The sequence below is a fragment of the Flavobacterium fluviatile genome, assembly GCF_010645065.1.
Lineage (GTDB): Bacteria > Bacteroidota > Bacteroidia > Flavobacteriales > Flavobacteriaceae > Flavobacterium > Flavobacterium fluviatile.
Genome location: NZ_JAADZW010000009.1, coordinates 52,260 through 70,068 on the forward strand (window position 1 = coordinate 52,260; position 17,809 = coordinate 70,068).

Consider the following 17,809-nt stretch of genomic DNA (forward strand, 5'->3'; position numbering starts at 1 on the left):
TTATATTTATTTATCCCTATTCCGTTTTCTTTTCTTCTTCATTTTAGCAGCAAAAGCATCCTCCGCATAATCTTCCCCATGCGCTTCGGGCAGCATCCCTCCGAAAGCTTCTAATGAAGAATTGTTTTCCTGGCTTACAACACCAGTTTCATTATTGAGAAACTTTAAATGTTTATATGGATTTTCATAAGGAAGATCATCAAAATTATGTGCAACTTTTTTTGAACTGGCTGTTGCCGATTCCTTTGCATTTTGTTTTAAGTTATTACTCCAATGCTTGTTAATAGGGTTAGCTGAAAATTCTGTTCCTAAGCGCGAACCGTTCCATACTGTCCTGAAATTATGGTCAATAAAAGTGATGCCATAAATACGTCCCGTTTCGTTTCTGCGAACTACTGTATTTATGCCCTGCTGGATTAGCTTATTTTTAAAATCCATTTCGTTATCAGTTGAATGTAATGCAATCCGTATTGTATCTTTAAGTTTTAATGTTCCTGAATTTTCTTTTAAAGCTTTTTTGCATCTGCCAAAATGGACATCCAAAGCGGAAAGTCCTGCATTCTTTCCAAATAAGGAAGCTTTCAGCGGATGTCCTGCCCGCTCTCCATTTTCGTTTAATGGAAGATATACTAAGCCCTGCCTGATTTTTCCGTGTAATTGGCTTTCCACTTTTTCTGTAGTGATATTAAACAGCGAAAGAAGGGCATTGTATTCGCCCAAAGTCTGAAATTGGTAGTATTTGGGAAGGTGCCTGATTACCGATGCTATTTGACTTTTGACATTCCCTGCCCTGTAATCTACCGGCTTGAAAATTTTGTCCTGCTGTCTATGTGCTTTGTCCTGCGCGGATATCAGTTCATATTTTCTTTCCAGTTCGCGACAAACAGCCATAGATCTTCTCCTCTCAAACTTATCCGAAATCTTCTTGCCCTCTTCATCCACGCAGATTGTTACTATATGGATATGTTCACGCTCAATATCGGTGTGTTTGAATACTGCAAAAGGCTGCTGCCCGTATCCCATTTCCTGCATGTAGTGCTCTGCTATTGCGATAAATCTTTCATCGTTGACATTATCCTTCGGGTCAGGGTTAAGTGAAATATGCAGTACTGGTTTTTCCGTATTGCGGTTGGCCAGCAAATAAGGCTCAAAGGACCGTGCCAACTGTGCAGTTGAATATGTGCCAGTTGCAGTTTCAATCATCTTGCTGGTAAACAGGACCTGTGCTTTTTCTTTTTGTACTTTGAGCTGATTGTATGCCAATGCTCCATACAAATTGCTGCCTCTTCCAATTTTTGCTATCATTTTAAGGGTGCTTTTTAAAATGTTTATCTTCAAATTCCTGTACTATCAGGATAATTTTTTGGCACAATGCGGCAAATTCGGCAGTCTGTTTTTCCAACTTGTACAAGTACGCTGCCGCCTTTTTCTCCGAAAAATTACGGTACAAAAGTTTCACAACCTGATTATAATTTACTCCTGCTGACCGGAACTGGCTATGAAATGAGGTCAGCCGCATATAAAAATCAACTGTTCCCTTGTCTATTTTAACTGTCTTCACTTCTTTTCCAAATAAAAGTGAGATGATAAATTTTGCCTTATTGTGCATTCCCGACGATTCATATAGCGATAACAGTTTCGCATTTTCCTTTTCAGTCAGACGAAAAACATGTCTGTGTATGCTGGGATCAATTTTCGGATTCCTGCCCCCTTTGCCGCCTCTTCTTTTATTTTCTTCTTTCATCTTAAATCGATTATAACTTCTTTAATAAAACCTGACTTCGGAAGGTTTTTCCAGCCCCCGGAAGGGCAAGTTGTTTTGGGGCACGAACTCAGTTTCGAGTGCCTCAAAACACAACTTGCCGTGTTCTGGCGAACACAAAAATCCGCCCTTCGGGACGGATTAAATATAGAGGGAAAGACAGCCTGACGCTGTCCTCTTTATTGCCAGAAATGTTTATTTGTTTTTGCATAAGTCCGTTACTAATATCACAGTACAAAAGAAAGCACTCTCTATCAAAGCACTATAAATCAACAGAATACCAAAAAAAGTCTTTGAACGCCAATTAGTGCCATCTAAAATGAAGCACATATATACCTGCATTTCTTTGTATGTGCAAAAAGGCGCAGGGATGTAAGTATGTTGGGACGTAATTTATCAATTATGTAAGCAGCTGCACAGGGCCAGATTTACAGATTTGGGTTTGTATTTAAATAGAATCACAAATACATACCAATGTATATAACTCGATAAAAATGCATCTACTCTTGTAAATACATAAATACCACATCATGCAAGCATACGGCCAAGTGCATAAGTGCACACTGAAAGGTCCACCAAGGTACATACAACTGTGCGCACAGATATAAGTAAATATTAAATACATAAAAAATGAAAACAGAAAACCAACCCGTATTCGTTGCTTTTTCCTCCCAAAAGGGAGGTGTAGGCAAAAGTACATTTACGGCGCTTGCCGCCAGTACCCTTCATTACCGCCTTGGCTACAATGTGGCGGTATTCGACGCCGACTTCCCGCAGCACAGTCTCATGAAAATGAAAGAACGTGATTTAGCAATGGTCATGGAAAATGAGTTTTTAAAAAAGACTGCTTTCAGGCAGTTTACAGCTATCAACAAGAAAGCGTATCCGATCTTTCAGCATAAAGCCGAAGGAGTGCTTCAGGCGGCACATGACTTTGTAGATTCTCTATCAGCTCCTGTTGATTATATCTTTTTTGATCTTCCGGGAACAGTAAACACTACTGGCATTTTGAAAGCCCTGGCGGGTATGCATCACATTTTTACGCCGATCACAGCGGACCGTGTGGTGATGGAAAGCACCCTTATTTTTACCCAGCTTATGAAGGATGTTATTATGAAAAAAGGGGATACGTCCATAAAAACAATTAACCTGTTTTGGAATCAGGTAGACGGCCGTGAACGCTCCCCTCTGTACGAGGTCTATAACAAACTTATTGATGAGCTGGGCCTGAGCCTAATGGATTGCCAGATCATGAACAGCACACGTTTTCGCAAAGAAAGCGAAGCAGATGCCAGAACTGTTTTTCGTTCCACCCTGATGCCCCCTGATGAGCGGCTGATGAGCACTTGCCGTCTGGACCAGTTTATGAAAGAATTTTTACAAATCACCCAATTATAGCATCATGGAAAAATACAATAACAAAAAAGCCATTCCTGAAATAAACGAGGAGATGATGATGAACTTGATGGTAGAGGGCGTAAAAAAAGAAGGTTTGCAGCTTCCTTCCGAGCAACCTAGAGACGTGATAAAAAAATCCAAGGAAAAAGATTTTCCAAAAGAGCGCGCCAAAATCAAAAAACCAGCTGAAGAAAATTACGAAAGCCTCTTTTTTAAAAAGTCCGAAACCAATGCCCGTGAAGGAAAAACAGTATATATTCGGCCAGATTTTCATGAGAAGCTTACCCGTATTGTGCAGGTTATTGGAGAGGATAAGATCAGCATTTACGCGTATCTGGACAATCTGCTCGAATATCATTTTCAGGAGTTTGGCGAGCAGATTATCTCAAGTTTTAATGATAAGTATAAACCTATATTTTAATTATGGAAACGTTGATTCTGATATGCCTTTTGGTTGTAATAGCCTTGCTGCTGCATGATAAAATTAGTATTCAGATAAGGAAAAAGGAAAAGCCTGTTCGGGGGGAACCCAATCATAAACTGCCCAATGTTATGGGACAGCCTAAAACGGTACAATGCCTTTCGACGCCAAAAAGTGTCCCTGAGCGCCCAAGCAGCAGCAAGAAACAACAAACCGGTAATTTTGATATTGAAATCGACAAAGAAGATTTTGATATAGAAATTCCGCAGGAAGAACTGGACGATGTTTTCAGAAATCAGCCCGATTTGGAAGAGGAGGAAGAAGAATGGAACGGTTATGGAATGTCGGCATGGAATGACGGTTTTGCCCAAGGGGTTACCTTCGAGGAACTAAGCGCTGTAGGGATGCTGCTAATAAAGGACAGGCTGGAGCCATCCCAAAAGGAAACAGCCATTGCATTAGTTCAAAAAATACAAGGAACCGAATTATTCAGCCTGCTGGAAAACTCCATGGAAAGTGCTTCCCGAAAAATAGCAGAGCTGCTGGACGGTAGCCTTTCCTCTGAAAAGGATTCCGGTTCTTCTTATCTGCGGAAAAATGATTTCAATGATTTTGATATTGGGGATTTTGTCTGAGGACAAAATCCCCTTTATTATTTAATGATTGATTTATTAGGGGAATTAAGTGCTAAAGGACACAACAATGCTAATTTTATCACTTGCTTTTAAATAAAAATTTAAACGTCGAAACGCTGTAGTTTCGGCGTTTTTTTTGCCTCAAAATTACATTTCCTACATCTGGCTGCCAATTAGTTCCACAGAAAGCCACTTCACTGTGGGCATTCAATTTTCATCACACTTTTGTCCTCAGAGCCCGCATAGTGCGGGAATACAGTAACAATCTAAAGTGTTTAATGATGAAAAAACAAAGAAAAAAAATCCTGCAGGCAGCAATCGTTGTGCTGTCATCTTTTCAGTTATCTGCACAGGGAAATGGTACGGCAGGTATCACGGAAGCCACCCAGATGGTCACCTCCTATTTTGACCCTGCCACTCAGCTTATCTATGCCATAGGCGCAGTAGTAGGGTTAATTGGCGGGGTTAAAGTGTATAACAAATTCAGCAGCGGTGATCCCGACACCTCAAAAACTGCGGCAAGCTGGTTCGGGGCCTGTATCTTCCTTATTGTAGCGGCTACAATATTGCGCTCCTTCTTCCTTTAACCCTGCACTATGGATACGTACAACATTAACAAAGGTATTGGAAGGACAGTTGAATTCAGGGGGCTCAAGGCGCAGTACCTTTTCATTTTCGCGGGCGGACTGCTGGCAATACTTATCCTGGTCATGATCCTGTATATGGCCGGAACCAGTTCCTATATCTGTCTTTTTCTTGGGGCAGGCGGTGCTTCGCTGATTGTATGGCAGACCTTCTCGCTCAACAGAAAGTACGGTGAACACGGACTGATGAAAATCGGTGCAAAAAAAAGGCATCCCTGCTACATCATCTGCCGCAAACCACCACGTCGCTGTTTAAGGTCAACTCCTAAACCCACTACGGTATGAGAAATACAGCCAAGACCACAACACTGGAAAGCAGATTTCCGCTGCTGGCAGTAGAGAACAACTGCATCCTTTCCAAGGATGCCGATATTACCGCCTGCTTTGAAGTCCGGCTGCCGGAACTCTTCACGGTGGCCTCCGCCGAGTATGAAGCGATTCATTCTGCCTGGCACAAGGCCATTAAGACCTTGCCTGATTTCACGATCGTCCATAAACAGGACTGGTACATCAGGGAAAATTATGATCCTGAATTAGATAAAGATGACCATAGTTTTCTGGCCAGGTCTTATCAGCGGCACTTTAATGAGCGTCCGTTCCTGAACCATTACTGCTACCTGTTTCTAACCAAGACCACCAAAGAGCGCATGAGGATGCAGAGCAATTTCTCCTCGCTGTGCAAAGGTGCACTGATACCAAAAGAAATCAGGGATAAAGAAGCCATACATCGTTTTATGGAAGCCGTGGCGCAGTTTGAGCGCATTATAAACGACTGCGGATTTGTCAAAATAAGTCGGATGAGTGAAGACGATATTATTGGATCTGAAGACAGACAGGGACTGCTGGAACAGTACCTGACCCTTTCAAGGGAAATTGGAACCCCGCTGCAGGATATTGCCCTGGGCAGCGAAGAGGTGCGTGTCGGAAACAAAAGGCTGTGCCTGCATACCCTTTCTGACACCGACAACCTGCCATCATCTGTATCGGCTGATACGCGATATGAAAAACTGTCCACTGACCGCAGTGACTGCCGTCTTTCTTTTGCCGCGCCTGTGGGGCTGCTGCTGAACTGCAACCACATTTACAACCAGTACCTGTTTTTGGACAACAGCGAGGAGAACCTGCTGAAGTTTGAAAAGTCAGCCCGAAACATGCACTCGCTGGCACGCTACAGCCGCGCTAACCAGATCAACAAAGAATGGATAGAACGGTATTTAAACGAGGCACATTCTTTTGGACTCTCCTCAATCCGCGCGCATTTCAATATCATGGCATGGTCGGAGGACCCGTCCGAACTCAAACAGCTGAAGAACGACTGCGGGAGCGCACTGGCCCTTATGGAATGTAAGCCGAGGCATAACACGACTGATACCGCTACACTGTATTGGGCGGGAATGCCAGGAAATGCGGGAGATTTCCCCAGCGAGGAAAGCTTTTACACTTTTATCGGGCCGGCTTTGTGTTTCTTCACAGAGGAAACCAATTACCATAATTCGCCATCTCCCTTTGGTATCAAGATGGCGGACAGGCTGACGGGCAAACCGATCCATTTGGACATTTCGGACCTGCCGATGAAACGAGGTATCATTACCAACCGCAACAAGTTCATACTCGGCCCCTCGGGAAGCGGCAAATCTTTTTTCACCAACCATATGGTACGGCAGTATTATGAGCAAGGCTCGCATGTGCTCCTGGTGGATACCGGCAACTCGTATCAGGGTTTATGCGAGCTTATCAAAGCAAAAACCAAAGGCGAAGATGGGGTATATTTTACCTACACTGAGGACAATCCCATAGCCTTTAACCCTTTTTATACCGATGATGGGGTTTTCGATATTGAAAAAAGGGAAAGCATCAAAACCCTTATACTGACTTTATGGAAACGTGATGACGAGCCTCCCACGCGCTCCGAGGAAGTGGCACTCTCCAATGCCGTGAGCGGCTATATTGAAAGGATCAGACAACTTGATGCATTCCCTTCTTTTAATGGTTTTTACCGTTACGTAAAGGAGGATTTCCGTCAGGTATTGGAAGCAAAGCAGGTAAGGGAAAAAGACTTTGACATTGCCAATTTCCTAAACGTGCTGGAGCCTTATTACCAAGGAGGCGAATACGATTACCTGCTGAATTCCGATAAGCAGCTCGACCTGCTGTCCAAACGCTTTATAGTGTTTGAAATTGATGCAATCAAGGACCATAAAATCCTGTTTCCAATCGTGACCATCATTATTATGGAAGTGTTTATCAACAAGATGAGAAGGCTCAAGGGCATCCGTAAACTGATCCTGATCGAAGAGGCATGGAAAGCTATTGCCAAGGAAGGAATGGCCGACTACATCAAGTACCTTTTTAAGACTGTGAGGAAGTTCTTTGGTGAGGCCATTGTGGTGACCCAGGAAGTGGATGACATTATCCAGTCGCCCATTGTCAAAGAAAGCATCATCAACAATTCAGACTGCAAGATCCTGCTCGACCAGCGCAAATACATGAACAAGTTTGATGACATTCAGGCCATGCTCGGCCTTACGGACAAGGAAAAGGCGCAGGTGCTGTCCATCAATATGAACAATGATGCATCACGGCTTTATAAGGAAGTCTGGATCGGGCTTGGCGGAACGCACTCCGCGGTCTATGCCACCGAAGTCAGTCTTGAAGAGTATCTGGCCTACACGACCGAAGAAACTGAAAAAATGGAAGTGATGCAGCTTGCCAAGGAACTTGGCGGAAATGTAGAGCTCGCGATAAAACAGATTGCCATAAGGCGTCGTGAGCAGGAAAATCAATAATCAATAACGTTTTAAACTTATAAAAATGAAAAAAATACTATTCATGGTGCCACTGGCAATTATGCTTGCGTGTGCTCCATCAGCAAAAGCGCAGTTCGTGGTTACCGACCCGGCCAATCTTGCCTCGGGCATTCTCAACAGCGCAAACGAGATCATACAGACTTCTTCAACAGTCAGCAATGTGGTTAAAAACTTCAAGGAAGTCGAAAAGGTGTACAAGCAGGGCAAGGAATATTATGATAAGCTGCAGGCCATCAACAATCTGGTAAAAGACGCACGCAAGGTACAGCAGACAGTGCTCTTGGTGGGCGATGTATCGGAAATGTATGTACAGAATTTCGGCAGGATGCTCAGTGACCCTAACTTTTCGGCAAGGGAACTATCCGCTATTGCCAAGGGGTATTCGGCGCTGCTGGGAGAGAGTACCGAGCTTTTGAAAGAACTCAAGCAGATTGTAACCTCATCAAGCTTGTCGCTCAGTGATAAGGAACGTATGGACATTGTTGACCGCGTATACAAGGAGGTTAAAGAATACCACAGCCTGGTGCGTTACTACACCAACAAGAATATTTCGGTCAGTATTCTTAGGGCTAAAAAGCAGAACAGCACCAAAAGGGTGCTTGAGCTTTACGGCACTCCTGACCAAAAATACTGGTGATATGGAATTTAATAATCTTCACGAGGTCCTCCGCTCACTTTATGATGAGATGCTGCCACTCTCCGCCGATATGGCGGCAGTGGCAAAAGGACTTGCAGGGCTCGGGGCGCTGTTTTTTGTGGCCTTGAAGGTCTGGCAGGCGCTCAGCCGGGCAGAACCTATTGATGTCTACCCGCTGCTGCGCCCTTTTGCACTTGGGCTCTGCATCATGTTTTTCCCGAGCATTGTACTGGGCACAATCAATGCCGTATTAAGCCCGATAGTCCAGGGAACACACAGCATTCTGGAAGATCAGGTATTGGACCTGAACGATCTGCAGGCAAAAAAAGACCAGCTGGAGCATGAAGCGATGATCCGCAATCCCGAGACAGCCTATATGGTATCGGATGCGGAGTTCGACAAGAAACTGGACGAGCTGGGCTGGTCTCCTTCGGATATCGGGACTATGGCCGGAATGTATATGGACAGGCAGACCTATCATATAGAGAAAATAATAAAAGAATGGTTTCGCAACATGCTTGAAATACTGTTTCAGGCTGCAGCGCTGGTTATCGATACCATACGGACTTTCTTTCTGATTGTTCTCTCGATCCTTGGCCCTATTGCATTTGCCATATCAGTTTGGGACGGCTTTGAGTCGACACTCACCCAGTGGATTACCCGGTACGTCAGCGTTTATCTCTGGCTTCCCGTAGCGGACCTGTTCAGCTCGATGCTGGCCCGGATCCAGTCCCTGATCATTGAAAGGGACATTGAAATGCTTGCCGATCCCTCTTTCATTCCTGACACGTCAAACACGGTGTACATCATTTTTATGATCATCGGTATCGTGGGCTATTTTACTATTCCGACGGTGACAGGCTGGATTATACAGGCAGGAGGCGCAGGAAATTTTTCACGAAACATCCACCAGACCGCCATGAAGTCCGGAAATATCGCAGGCGCCGGAGCAGGTTCGGCCGCAGGCAACATTGCCGGAAGGCTTATTAATAAATAAATATTCGATAAAATGGAATTTAAAACACTGAGAAATATAGAAAACAGTTTCAGGCAGATCAGGCTCTACGCTATCGTGTTTGCCGGGCTCTGCGCGGCGGTGACCGGATACGCCCTTTGGAAATCGTACGGTTTTGCTGAGCTGCAGCGCCAGAAAATTTATGTGCTGGACAATGGCAAATCGCTCATGCTGGCACTTGCCCAGGACGCCTCGATCAACCGTCCGGTTGAAGCCCGCGAGCACGTAAGGCGCTTTCACGAGCTGTTCTTTACCTTGGCACCGGACAAAAATGCCATCGAAAGCAACATGAAAAGGGCATTTAACCTTGCCGATAAAAGCGCCTTTGACTATTACAAAGACCTTTTGGAGAAAGGCTATTACAGCCGTATCATATCAGGTAATGTACAGCAGCGTATCGAGATGGACAGCGTGGTCTGCAACTTCGAGAAGTACCCGTATGCGGTGAGAAGCTATGCCCGGCAGATTATAATACGCTCGAGCAATGTGACCCGGCGCAGTCTGGTTACATCCTGCCTACTGGTCAACTCGGTGCGGTCTGACAATAACCCGCAGGGCTTTACTATTGAAAAGTTTGCGGTGGTTGAAAACAGGGACATAGAGGTCATTGAACGCTAAAAAAAATCTCATGGAAGCATTATTAGACTTAGACGCATTCGCGAGAATCCTGACTGACAAAGGATATAATGGCTATTTCCATACGCAGGGTGCGCATGCCGGAAAACTCAAAGACAGCATCGGGGAATACCTTGAAAGCTGCCGAAAAGAAGCAGACTGTTTACCCGAAGAGGACTTGCTGCTGACAGGCTACCTGCAATGGTCGGGCACGGACAAGCCCAGTGTAAGATGCATTATGCTGGTAAAATACCTTGACGGAAAATTTTCCCTAAGCGCAATGGAGGTTTCAAGGAAAGACCAATTTGGACAGCTGCTGAAAAAATCGGAACTGACAAACCTGTCTGTGCTATCGGCACCGAGCGCAGCTCAGGCAGTCGGTTTGGTGAGTGAAGAACACGAGCAAAAAGCAGATAAATCCGCTAAACGTTTCAAGCTATGAAAACAAAAATAAGAACGTTATGAAAAATTTAAGAACAAAAATAGACCAGTGGCTGGAAAAGCTTGACAAGGACTGGGAAGCGATGCCTCTAAAAAGGCAGCACCTGGTGATACGGTATTTTTTTGCAGCGTACGTGCTGCTGACCGGAGTTGTCATTTTCAATGTCTGCCGTGATACTGCAGCTGCCCGAAATAGCATGGCTGTAGACCATATCGAAAACCCCGCCCGGTCAGGAAAACAAAGTCCGGCGCCTTTGCAGGATCCCATAAAGCCTATTTTAAAACAATAAGATTATGAAAGACACTAAGAAAAAGGTCAGCCTTCTCTCAGAGGGGACTGGCCAGAGCAATACCTCGTTTTTGCCTTATGAGAAAAAGACGGCAGTAGAGCGTTTGAAAAAGCCGCTGATTTTTACCCTGATGGGTATTGTCTGCATCGGCTGTATGTACTTGATCTTTAAGCCTTCGACAGATAAAAAGCAGATCAAAAACCCCGGGCTGAACGACAGCGTGCCGCAGGCAAGCGAATCGATACTGCAGGCAGATAAGGAGAAAGCGTATGAGCAGGAAATGCTCGAAGACAAAGAAGAGCAAAAAAAGAACGCGTTAACAACGCTGTCCGATTACTGGCATGAGGATAGCGATCAGCAGAAAGAAGCCTTGCCTGATCAGGTGGAAGGGCCAAACAATCCGGCACTGAACAGCTACCGTAGTGCCCAAAGCACGCTCGGATCTTTTTATCAGCAAGACAACGGGGAGACAAAAGAACTCCGCAGGGAGCTCGAGGAGCTCAAGGAGGAACTCGCCCAAAAGGATGTTCCGGTCCCTGCCACTATTGATGACCAATTGGCGCTTATGGAAAAATCCTATCAGATGGCCGCCAAGTACCTTCCATCCGGATCCAGTCCAGTGGAGCCTTTAGGCAAAAATAATGCCGCGCCGATTGCACAGTCACAAAAGGAGACTTTTGAAGCATTAATTCCCGCAAAAAAAAGCAGGGTATCCACGCTGTACCGCCAACCGTCAGACAGCGCTTTTCTGGCGGGCTGGGATAAAAATGGTAACCACGGGTTTTATACCACAGGTAAATCAGAAGAGGTGCAACAACCAAAAAACAGCGTCAGTGCCTGCGTACACCAGACCCAGACCATTATCGGGGAAGCTGGCGTTTCGCTTCGTTTACTGGAGCCTGCCCGGCTTTCAGGTCTGACCTTGGCAACAGGCACAATCGTTACGGCGAATGCCAAGATACAGGAAGGACGCCTGCAGCTCAAAGTCACCTCAATCGAACTGGATGGTATTATTATCCCGGTGGACATCACCATTTATGACCTGGACGGACAGCAGGGAGTAGCAGTTCCCTATTCTGCCGAAAGGAATGCCCTTACAGAAATGGCGGGCAATATGAGCCAGCAGTCCGGCACGAGCCTAATGATGACACAGTCTGCGGGCCAGCAGATGGCCGCTGACTTGAGCCGGGGCATAGTCCAGGGCATCTCGGGCTATTTCTCCAAAAAAGTAAGGACGCCGAAAGTGACCCTGAAAGCGGGACATCAGGTCTTTCTGGTGTCTAAAAATAACAGCAATCCTAAATAAATTATTATGAAAAATCATTTCAAAACATTTTGGGCTACAGCCCTTTTAATAGCCTTTTCACTGACCTCATCAGCGCAGGAAAACCAAACCGAAAACCTTGATTTCGGAAAGATAGACCCCTACCATATGCAGGTTACCTATGACAAAACTTCGCATCTTATTTTCCCTTCGGCTATCCGATATGTGGATCTTGGAAGCGAGCACCTGATTGCCGGAAAGGCCGAGGATGCGGCAAATGTCCTGCGCGTCAAGTCATCGGTCAAGAATTTTGAAGAAGAAACGAACTTTTCAGTAATTACCGATGATGGCCGTTTTTATAGTTTTACTGTGCAGTACAGCTCCAACCCGCCCACCCTCAGCTATGACCTTGTCACCATACAGAAGTCAATGGACAAAGCAAGAGCAAGCGATGTACTCTTCGACGAGCTCGGGAAAACCCCGCCCTCACTGGCAGCGCTAATTCTGCAAACCATTTACAAAAACAACAAGCGAATCCTAAAGCACATTGCATCGCAGAGTTTCGGCGTACAATTCAGCTTAAAGGGAATTTATATCCACAATGGCAGGTATTATTTTCATACGCAGCTTGAAAACCGAACCAATGTCCCTTTCGACATTGATTTTATGAGCTTCAAGGTGATAGACAAAAAAACAGCCAGACGCACTGCCGCGCAGCAAATAACACTGGTACCGCTTCGCATGTTCAAGCCCCTTACGGAGATTCCGGGAAAGAACACAGACCAGAATGTGCTGCTTTTGGACCAGTTTACCATCGCTGATGACAAGCTGTTGCTAATTGAGATTTTCGAGAAAAACGGAGGCAGGCACCAGACACTGGAGCTGGAAAATTCAGATCTGGTAAAAGCAAGGCTGATCAATGACATGCACCTGAAATTGTAGCAATCCTAAAACTAGAGAAATGAAAAAATATATCTATGCAGTGATGCTGGTAATGACCGGCATTATTATGACCCACGCACAGCGCATGATCCCTGGACAAAAAGGATTCGAAATTAATTCCGGAACCCTATCCGGCGATATTCGATGGCGTAATTATTACCTGAACCTGGGCTTGACCCTAAACGGGAAAAACGGCAATTACCAGTTATGGGCATTGGAATACAGCCACCAGTATTCGAAGTACAAGGCTCTGCGCCTGCCACTGGAAACCTATACAGCGGAAGGCGGTTACAGTTTTTTCCTGATGGGTGATACCCGAAGGAATTTTGCCCTGAATGCATTACTCGCTGCCGTGCTGGGTTATGAGAGTATCAACCGCGGTGAGACGCTGCTACAGGACGGGGCAAAAATAATAAGTGAGGACAATTTCCTTTACGGGGCTGGTGTACGGCTGTCACTTGAAAGCAACCTGTCCGACCATTTTGTCCTGTTACTGCAGGGACGCATCAAAGCAGTCTGGGGAACTGATCTGGAACAGTTGCGTCCGTCAGCTGGTCTGGGATTACGATATAATTTCTAAAACACAAGATTATGATAGCAATTTTTAAAAGAATAAAAAGAGCGCTACTGGCAGTGCTGATGTGCTCATTTACATTACTATCCTGCGATCAGGCTAAACTGGAAATACAGCAGGACTTTCCTTTCGAAGTACAGGTCATGCCGGTGCCCAAAGAAATTGCCAGGGGCAATACGGTAGAGATAAGGATCAGCATAGCGCAAAATAACAGCTATACGGGTACAGGCTATTTTATCCGTTACTTTCAGTTCGACGGGAAAGGAACACTGCAGTATTACGACCAGCCGCATTACCTTCCCAATGACCTATACCCACTGGATTCAAAAGAGTTCAGACTTTATTACACCTCACAGTCTGCCGTTTCGCAGTCCTTTGACGTGTGGATTTCTGATAATTTCGGGAATGAAAAGCAGCTGAGCTTTGAGTTAAACAGCAGTGATTAGGTTATTTGCCTGCTTACTGCCAAGACAAAAATCCGTATTGGATCACAGCCCGAAGAGCATCTTTGGGCTGTTTTATTTTCCGGCAGTGCCGTTGCCCAGAATATTTGCCCGATAGCTTAAAGATCAATACCTTAGCGGTAATCGGAAAGTCCGGTATATATTTAGTAATGAGATCCTGACCCATCGCTTATGAAAAATGTTATAGACCGTACCAACAAGTTTTATATCGAAATGTCCAGAAAGGTACTTTCGGATAAGGAATACGATGTGCTGCGCAAAATGCTCATTGATAAGATGACACCCCGGCAGACCGCTGAGCTTTACGGGGTCACGCCAGAATATGTCCGTGAGCTTTACCGCAAAAGCTATAATAAAGTAAAAGCGGTGACGGAATTGTTCTCAGAAATCGACCAATATATTGAGAAACTGCAGGAGTTAAAACGCAGATTAAATCCAAGTCCAGCTGACATCATAGATGACAAAACGAAAAAAGACCGACAGAAACTGCTCTACAGCAGTGCTTTTCCGTTCAGCAAAAGACTGCAAGGCGTACTGGAAACCTTAAAAATCAAAACTGTTGGGGAACTTGCCGATATACCGCTGAAAGATTATCAGCATTTCAGGGGTTTTAAGCTAAAGTGCAAAGAAGAACTCATTGCCTTTATCGAATTTGAAAATATCGCCTATCTGTTTGAAGGCTTTTCCCGTTGGAAAAAAGAGCCGATTGTACAATTAAAATAAAATCCAGCGCAACAAAGCGGTCTTCTTTTGCTTCTTTTCTTTGGCCGCTTGTGCAGAAAGAAAAGAAGCCCGCCCAAACGAAAAAAGGGATGCCGGACATCCCTTAAAAATACCGCAGCGGGTTTGGTAAAATAGCGGGCACTGCATTTTGGCAAAGCCGCTGCACCGATTAAAGCAAAAAGACTGTCCCGACCCAAGGAGGGAGTGTCTTTTTGCCGCCCGATTTGGGCTTATCCAACCGCAATGGGCTGTGTTCGGAAATATTTCAAGTTCAGGAAAAATCCCCTGTTGGCTGTCATCCCCTCACGGAACAAATTCCATAAAAGCGAGCACCCCAACTGCGCCAAGGCAGAATTAATGTACAAGTCCTGTTTGTCAAGCGCCTCGGCAAGCGAACAGCTTGGGGTCTCGTCCACCGCTTCCGACTGCTTTAGCAATTCGCCAAATTCATCTGTCACAAATGGCAGGCGCTCCACCGTTTCAAAAATCCCAGACTTGGGTTGTAGAATATCGCCAATAGTGGACAAGACGACCTGACCCGTATATTGACTATTGCCAAAATCCATCCAGTATTTGGGGTCATCCCTGTGATGCCTCTGATTGCTGTATTTTAAAATATCGGCAATCTCAAAACGGGAGCTTGCGCTGTCCGTGCAGGTGATATAAATAGTTGCCCTCGCATTGGCGGGCAGTTTTCCTAAATTATCCTTTTCAAATTTTACCGTTTCGGCTTTCCAGTTTGTTCCCATGAAGCGGTTGGCACGGTTAATAAGTGCCACGGATTTGTAAAGCCCAACTTCACTCGGCGCAAAACGCTGTCTGCCCAGATTGGCAGTCGTAATCCTGTCATCATCCCAAAGGCGGACGCACAGCCCTGCATGTCCGAGCGATACAAGGCTGTGGTTCATTTCCATAAGGGCAGTCAGCACTTTGGAGCCTGTACCGCCTGCCCCTATGAGGTTGACCGTAATGGGATTGGTAGGGCTAATCAGATACGGGTCTGTAAAATGCATTTTTGTTTTGCCTGTTTTCATGACAATAGATTTTTAAGTGTTTTGTTATTGGTTTTTAAAAGGGCTGTCGGAAAGGGTCTGCCCGATGAGACAAGGTCTTTCCAAAGGCTCACGCAGTTTCCTTTTACGGGACTTACCTCGCCCATTAAATGGCTGAAATAACTGTTGAAAAAATAATCTTCCCATGCCTTTGTAAACTCCTCCACGCAGGCAGATTCGGTAATGTCGATATTGACCGAACCCATACAGACCCTGCCATCCTCATAGACATTGAAAAACGGGGCGCAGTACAGCGGTGTCTTTTCGGTGGGTCTTCTATTGCCCGAAAGCGCAAAGACCCTAAGGCTGTTTTTGGTAGCCTGCCAGACCATGGGCGGGACATACGCTGCTCGGCACGGAATGCCCAGCGATTCTATAAAATAAAGACTTCGCTTTTGGGATTTAGTGTACCATATCACAGCACTTTTGTCCCTGCTTGGATTGATGTGCAGGATGTTTGTCGGCAGAATCCCGCCCGATTTTAAAAAGGCGGTCTGCTTTTGCTTTTCGGTTACAAGCGCCTTTGCAAGCGCTTCGGCTTCACGCTCTGTGAGGGGGTGCGCATTGATGGGCATGCCGTTTTGGTCCATATCAAAATGCTCGAAGTAAATATCTTTCTCCGCTCCTTGTGATTCATAAAAAACAAGGGCGGATTTCGGTTGGTAGAGTGTCCCGAAATCTTGGGTTATATCAGTTAAAGTGTTCATCTTGTTGTTGTGTGTAGTTATACAATAATTCGCAGAGATCGTCCAAAAGGGCAAACATTCTGCTTTCAAAATCAAGGCTGTATTGGGTCAGTTCCTGCCCGTCAAAGGTTTTTACAATTGTAGGCTCATCCATTGAAGCGTACTCGTTAAATTCATTGTTGATGCTCTCGGAAAGGCTTTCATAGAGCCATCCTTTGGTGTCCGATATAAAGGAAATGTACTTTTCCATCCCGATGCTCTCGTTTTCCGTTTCTTCGTCTTCATATCCTTCATGTCTCGGTGCATTTCGGAAAATGCTTTCATTGAGAAACTGTCTGTATAATTCATAGGCTTTATCCGCCAAACGACTGCAATCATTATCAAATGCATCATGGCTTTTAAAAGCATTCAGGCGCTTTTCAAACACCTTTAAATTCATTGCATTCGAAATCTTGCCTCCCATACAGTCCCCGATAAATTCCGCCTTGTCAAACTCCCGAATGTACCTTTCGTTTTCCTCCCTGTCCTCGTCCTGCTCCGTCCATTCCCTGTGCATTTCATAGAGCCAGTAGAGGTAACTGCCCTGCTCCCTGTAGTATGGAATCCCTGCAATATGGTACAGATAAGAGCAGACCGAAAGGAGCAGGTGCGCATTTTTTTTGCGCTCAGGGTCTTTGAGCATCTGATAAATCGGATGGGTCGGGATATAATACAGGGTTGTGCCTGTATTGAATTTTTCCTCGCTGACCAGATAGGTTTTAAAACCCTCCTGCAATACCTTTACTTCCTGAAAGTTAGCCACACTATTTTTCAGCTTCTGCTCCAAATCCCATACAGCGAGTGCCATATTATAGGGATATTCCAAATGATGGGTCGGCATTGGCGAAACACCGTAATGTGCCGTAAGACGGTCAAGGGAGGCATAAAAATCAGACTGCATTTTTGCAGATTCCTGACCAGCCTGCAGGGTTTTGCTCAATTGCAATTTAGGCAGAAAAGAAACTTTTAAAAAACCATCGGTAGCATCTGCACAGGCACTGAGAGGCGTTTGTCTTTCTGTATCTCGCTTAAGTCTTTGGGTTTCTGCATCCAGTGCATAAACCCGCTTAGTTGTTCGTGAAGCTGTTTTTGTCTTTTTTGCACGGGCAGTTTTACTGTCCCTGATATAATTGTCTTTTGCATGATTCATGACTTTTAAATTTTGGTTATCCTTTTGTCCCCATTACCGTTTCAAATCGGTATTCGACCGCATCGTCCCTGATGGCAGGGGCGGATATTTTGGCGGTTGTCAAAATCGGATAGGTCGGTGCATAAAAATTCAGTACCGCCTCGGTACTCCATCTCGGTTCAGGGTCGGAAAGCCTGATTTCCTGCCCCTTGTCTTTGAGTATAAAGACCCGCTGTAATTGTGTCGCTAATAACATGATTTCGTTTTTTAG

The 17,809-nt window shown here is 45.1% G+C and carries 22 protein-coding genes; 16 read left to right on the forward strand and 6 right to left on the reverse strand.

Going from position 1 to position 17,809, the window contains the following annotated elements; translation table 11 throughout:
- Positions 1–6: 6 nt before the first annotated feature.
- Positions 7–1,305: a conjugal transfer protein MobB gene (gene mobB, locus GXM17_RS11255; RefSeq protein WP_163399437.1), complete on the reverse strand. Its 1,299-nt coding sequence runs from the start codon at positions 1,303–1,305 to the stop codon at positions 7–9.
- Position 1,306: 1 nt separating this feature from the next.
- Positions 1,307–1,744, reverse strand: coding sequence for a conjugal transfer protein MobA (mobA, locus tag GXM17_RS11260; protein ID WP_163399438.1), 438 nt, complete (start codon positions 1,742–1,744; stop codon positions 1,307–1,309).
- A gap of 648 nt (positions 1,745–2,392) precedes the next feature.
- On the opposite strand from mobA, the gene GXM17_RS11265 reads away from it, so the two are divergent.
- The 16 genes from GXM17_RS11265 to GXM17_RS11340 all read left to right on the forward strand — a co-directional run bounded on the left by GXM17_RS11265 (position 2,393) and on the right by GXM17_RS11340 (position 14,632).
- Entirely contained in the window at positions 2,393–3,160 is a 768-nt protein-coding gene (locus tag GXM17_RS11265; protein ID WP_163399439.1) for a ParA family protein, read from the forward strand.
- Between the two features lie 4 nt (positions 3,161–3,164).
- Positions 3,165–3,581 carry a DUF3408 domain-containing protein gene (locus tag GXM17_RS11270; RefSeq protein WP_163399440.1) on the forward strand — a complete coding sequence of 139 codons (417 nt, stop codon included), beginning with the start codon at positions 3,165–3,167 and terminating at the stop codon, positions 3,579–3,581.
- Between the two features lie 2 nt (positions 3,582–3,583).
- Positions 3,584–4,216, forward strand: a complete 633-nt coding sequence (locus GXM17_RS11275) for a conjugal transfer protein TraD (RefSeq protein ID WP_163399441.1) — start codon at positions 3,584–3,586, stop codon at positions 4,214–4,216.
- 281 nt (positions 4,217–4,497) lie between these two features.
- Positions 4,498–4,803, forward strand: coding sequence for a DUF4134 domain-containing protein (locus GXM17_RS11280; RefSeq protein ID WP_163394886.1), 306 nt, complete (start codon positions 4,498–4,500; stop codon positions 4,801–4,803).
- Between the two features lie 9 nt (positions 4,804–4,812).
- Complete coding sequence (locus GXM17_RS11285) at positions 4,813–5,145, forward strand: DUF4133 domain-containing protein (protein WP_163399442.1); 333 nt, start codon at positions 4,813–4,815, stop codon at positions 5,143–5,145.
- Complete coding sequence (locus tag GXM17_RS11290) at positions 5,142–7,646, forward strand: TraG family conjugative transposon ATPase (protein WP_163399443.1); 2,505 nt, start codon at positions 5,142–5,144, stop codon at positions 7,644–7,646. The genes GXM17_RS11285 and GXM17_RS11290 overlap by 4 nt, the downstream gene beginning before the upstream one ends.
- Positions 7,647–7,671: 25 nt before the next feature.
- Positions 7,672–8,304, forward strand: a complete 633-nt coding sequence (locus tag GXM17_RS11295; protein WP_163399444.1) for a DUF4141 domain-containing protein — start codon at positions 7,672–7,674, stop codon at positions 8,302–8,304.
- 1 nt (position 8,305) lies between these two features.
- A complete protein-coding gene (gene traJ / locus GXM17_RS11300; protein WP_163399445.1) occupies positions 8,306–9,301 on the forward strand; it encodes a conjugative transposon protein TraJ in 996 nt (331 codons plus the stop codon).
- 12 nt (positions 9,302–9,313) lie between these two features.
- On the forward strand, positions 9,314–9,937 hold the full coding sequence (gene traK, locus GXM17_RS11305) for a conjugative transposon protein TraK (protein WP_163399446.1): 624 nt from the start codon (positions 9,314–9,316) through the stop codon (positions 9,935–9,937).
- Between the two features lie 10 nt (positions 9,938–9,947).
- On the forward strand, positions 9,948–10,376 hold the full coding sequence (locus GXM17_RS11310) for a hypothetical protein (RefSeq protein WP_163399447.1): 429 nt from the start codon (positions 9,948–9,950) through the stop codon (positions 10,374–10,376).
- 19 nt (positions 10,377–10,395) lie between these two features.
- The gene (locus GXM17_RS11315; RefSeq protein WP_163399448.1) at positions 10,396–10,665 is read left to right on the forward strand and encodes a nitrogen regulatory IIA protein; all 270 of its coding nucleotides are present in this window, start codon (positions 10,396–10,398) and stop codon (positions 10,663–10,665) included.
- Positions 10,666–10,669: 4 nt separating this feature from the next.
- Positions 10,670–11,971 carry a conjugative transposon protein TraM gene (gene traM / locus GXM17_RS11320; RefSeq protein ID WP_163399449.1) on the forward strand — a complete coding sequence of 434 codons (1,302 nt, stop codon included), beginning with the start codon at positions 10,670–10,672 and terminating at the stop codon, positions 11,969–11,971.
- Between the two features lie 6 nt (positions 11,972–11,977).
- Complete coding sequence (gene traN / locus GXM17_RS11325; protein ID WP_163399450.1) at positions 11,978–12,871, forward strand: conjugative transposon protein TraN; 894 nt, start codon at positions 11,978–11,980, stop codon at positions 12,869–12,871.
- Between the two features lie 19 nt (positions 12,872–12,890).
- The gene (locus GXM17_RS11330) at positions 12,891–13,451 is read left to right on the forward strand and encodes a conjugal transfer protein TraO (RefSeq protein ID WP_163399451.1); all 561 of its coding nucleotides are present in this window, start codon (positions 12,891–12,893) and stop codon (positions 13,449–13,451) included.
- An 11-nt stretch (positions 13,452–13,462) separates the two neighbouring features.
- Entirely contained in the window at positions 13,463–13,891 is a 429-nt protein-coding gene (locus tag GXM17_RS11335) for a DUF3872 domain-containing protein (RefSeq protein ID WP_163399452.1), read from the forward strand.
- Between the two features lie 189 nt (positions 13,892–14,080).
- A complete protein-coding gene (locus GXM17_RS11340) occupies positions 14,081–14,632 on the forward strand; it encodes a hypothetical protein (protein ID WP_163399453.1) in 552 nt (183 codons plus the stop codon).
- A 230-nt stretch (positions 14,633–14,862) separates the two neighbouring features.
- Here GXM17_RS11340 and GXM17_RS11345 read toward each other — a convergent pair whose 3' ends face one another.
- Genes GXM17_RS11345 through GXM17_RS11360 form a run of 4 tightly spaced genes read right to left on the reverse strand, consistent with a single transcriptional unit; the run spans position 14,863 to position 17,794 of the window.
- A complete protein-coding gene (locus GXM17_RS11345; protein WP_163399454.1) occupies positions 14,863–15,666 on the reverse strand; it encodes a PRTRC system ThiF family protein in 804 nt (267 codons plus the stop codon).
- Entirely contained in the window at positions 15,663–16,391 is a 729-nt protein-coding gene (locus GXM17_RS11350) for a PRTRC system protein B (RefSeq protein ID WP_163399455.1), read from the reverse strand. Before GXM17_RS11350 ends, GXM17_RS11345 begins: the two co-directional genes overlap by 4 nt.
- The gene (locus tag GXM17_RS11355; RefSeq protein WP_163399456.1) at positions 16,375–17,559 is read right to left on the reverse strand and encodes a hypothetical protein; all 1,185 of its coding nucleotides are present in this window, start codon (positions 17,557–17,559) and stop codon (positions 16,375–16,377) included. The genes GXM17_RS11350 and GXM17_RS11355 overlap by 17 nt, the downstream gene beginning before the upstream one ends.
- Positions 17,560–17,575: 16 nt before the next feature.
- Positions 17,576–17,794, reverse strand: coding sequence for a PRTRC system protein C (locus tag GXM17_RS11360; protein WP_035680809.1), 219 nt, complete (start codon positions 17,792–17,794; stop codon positions 17,576–17,578).
- Positions 17,795–17,809: the final 15 nt, after the last annotated feature.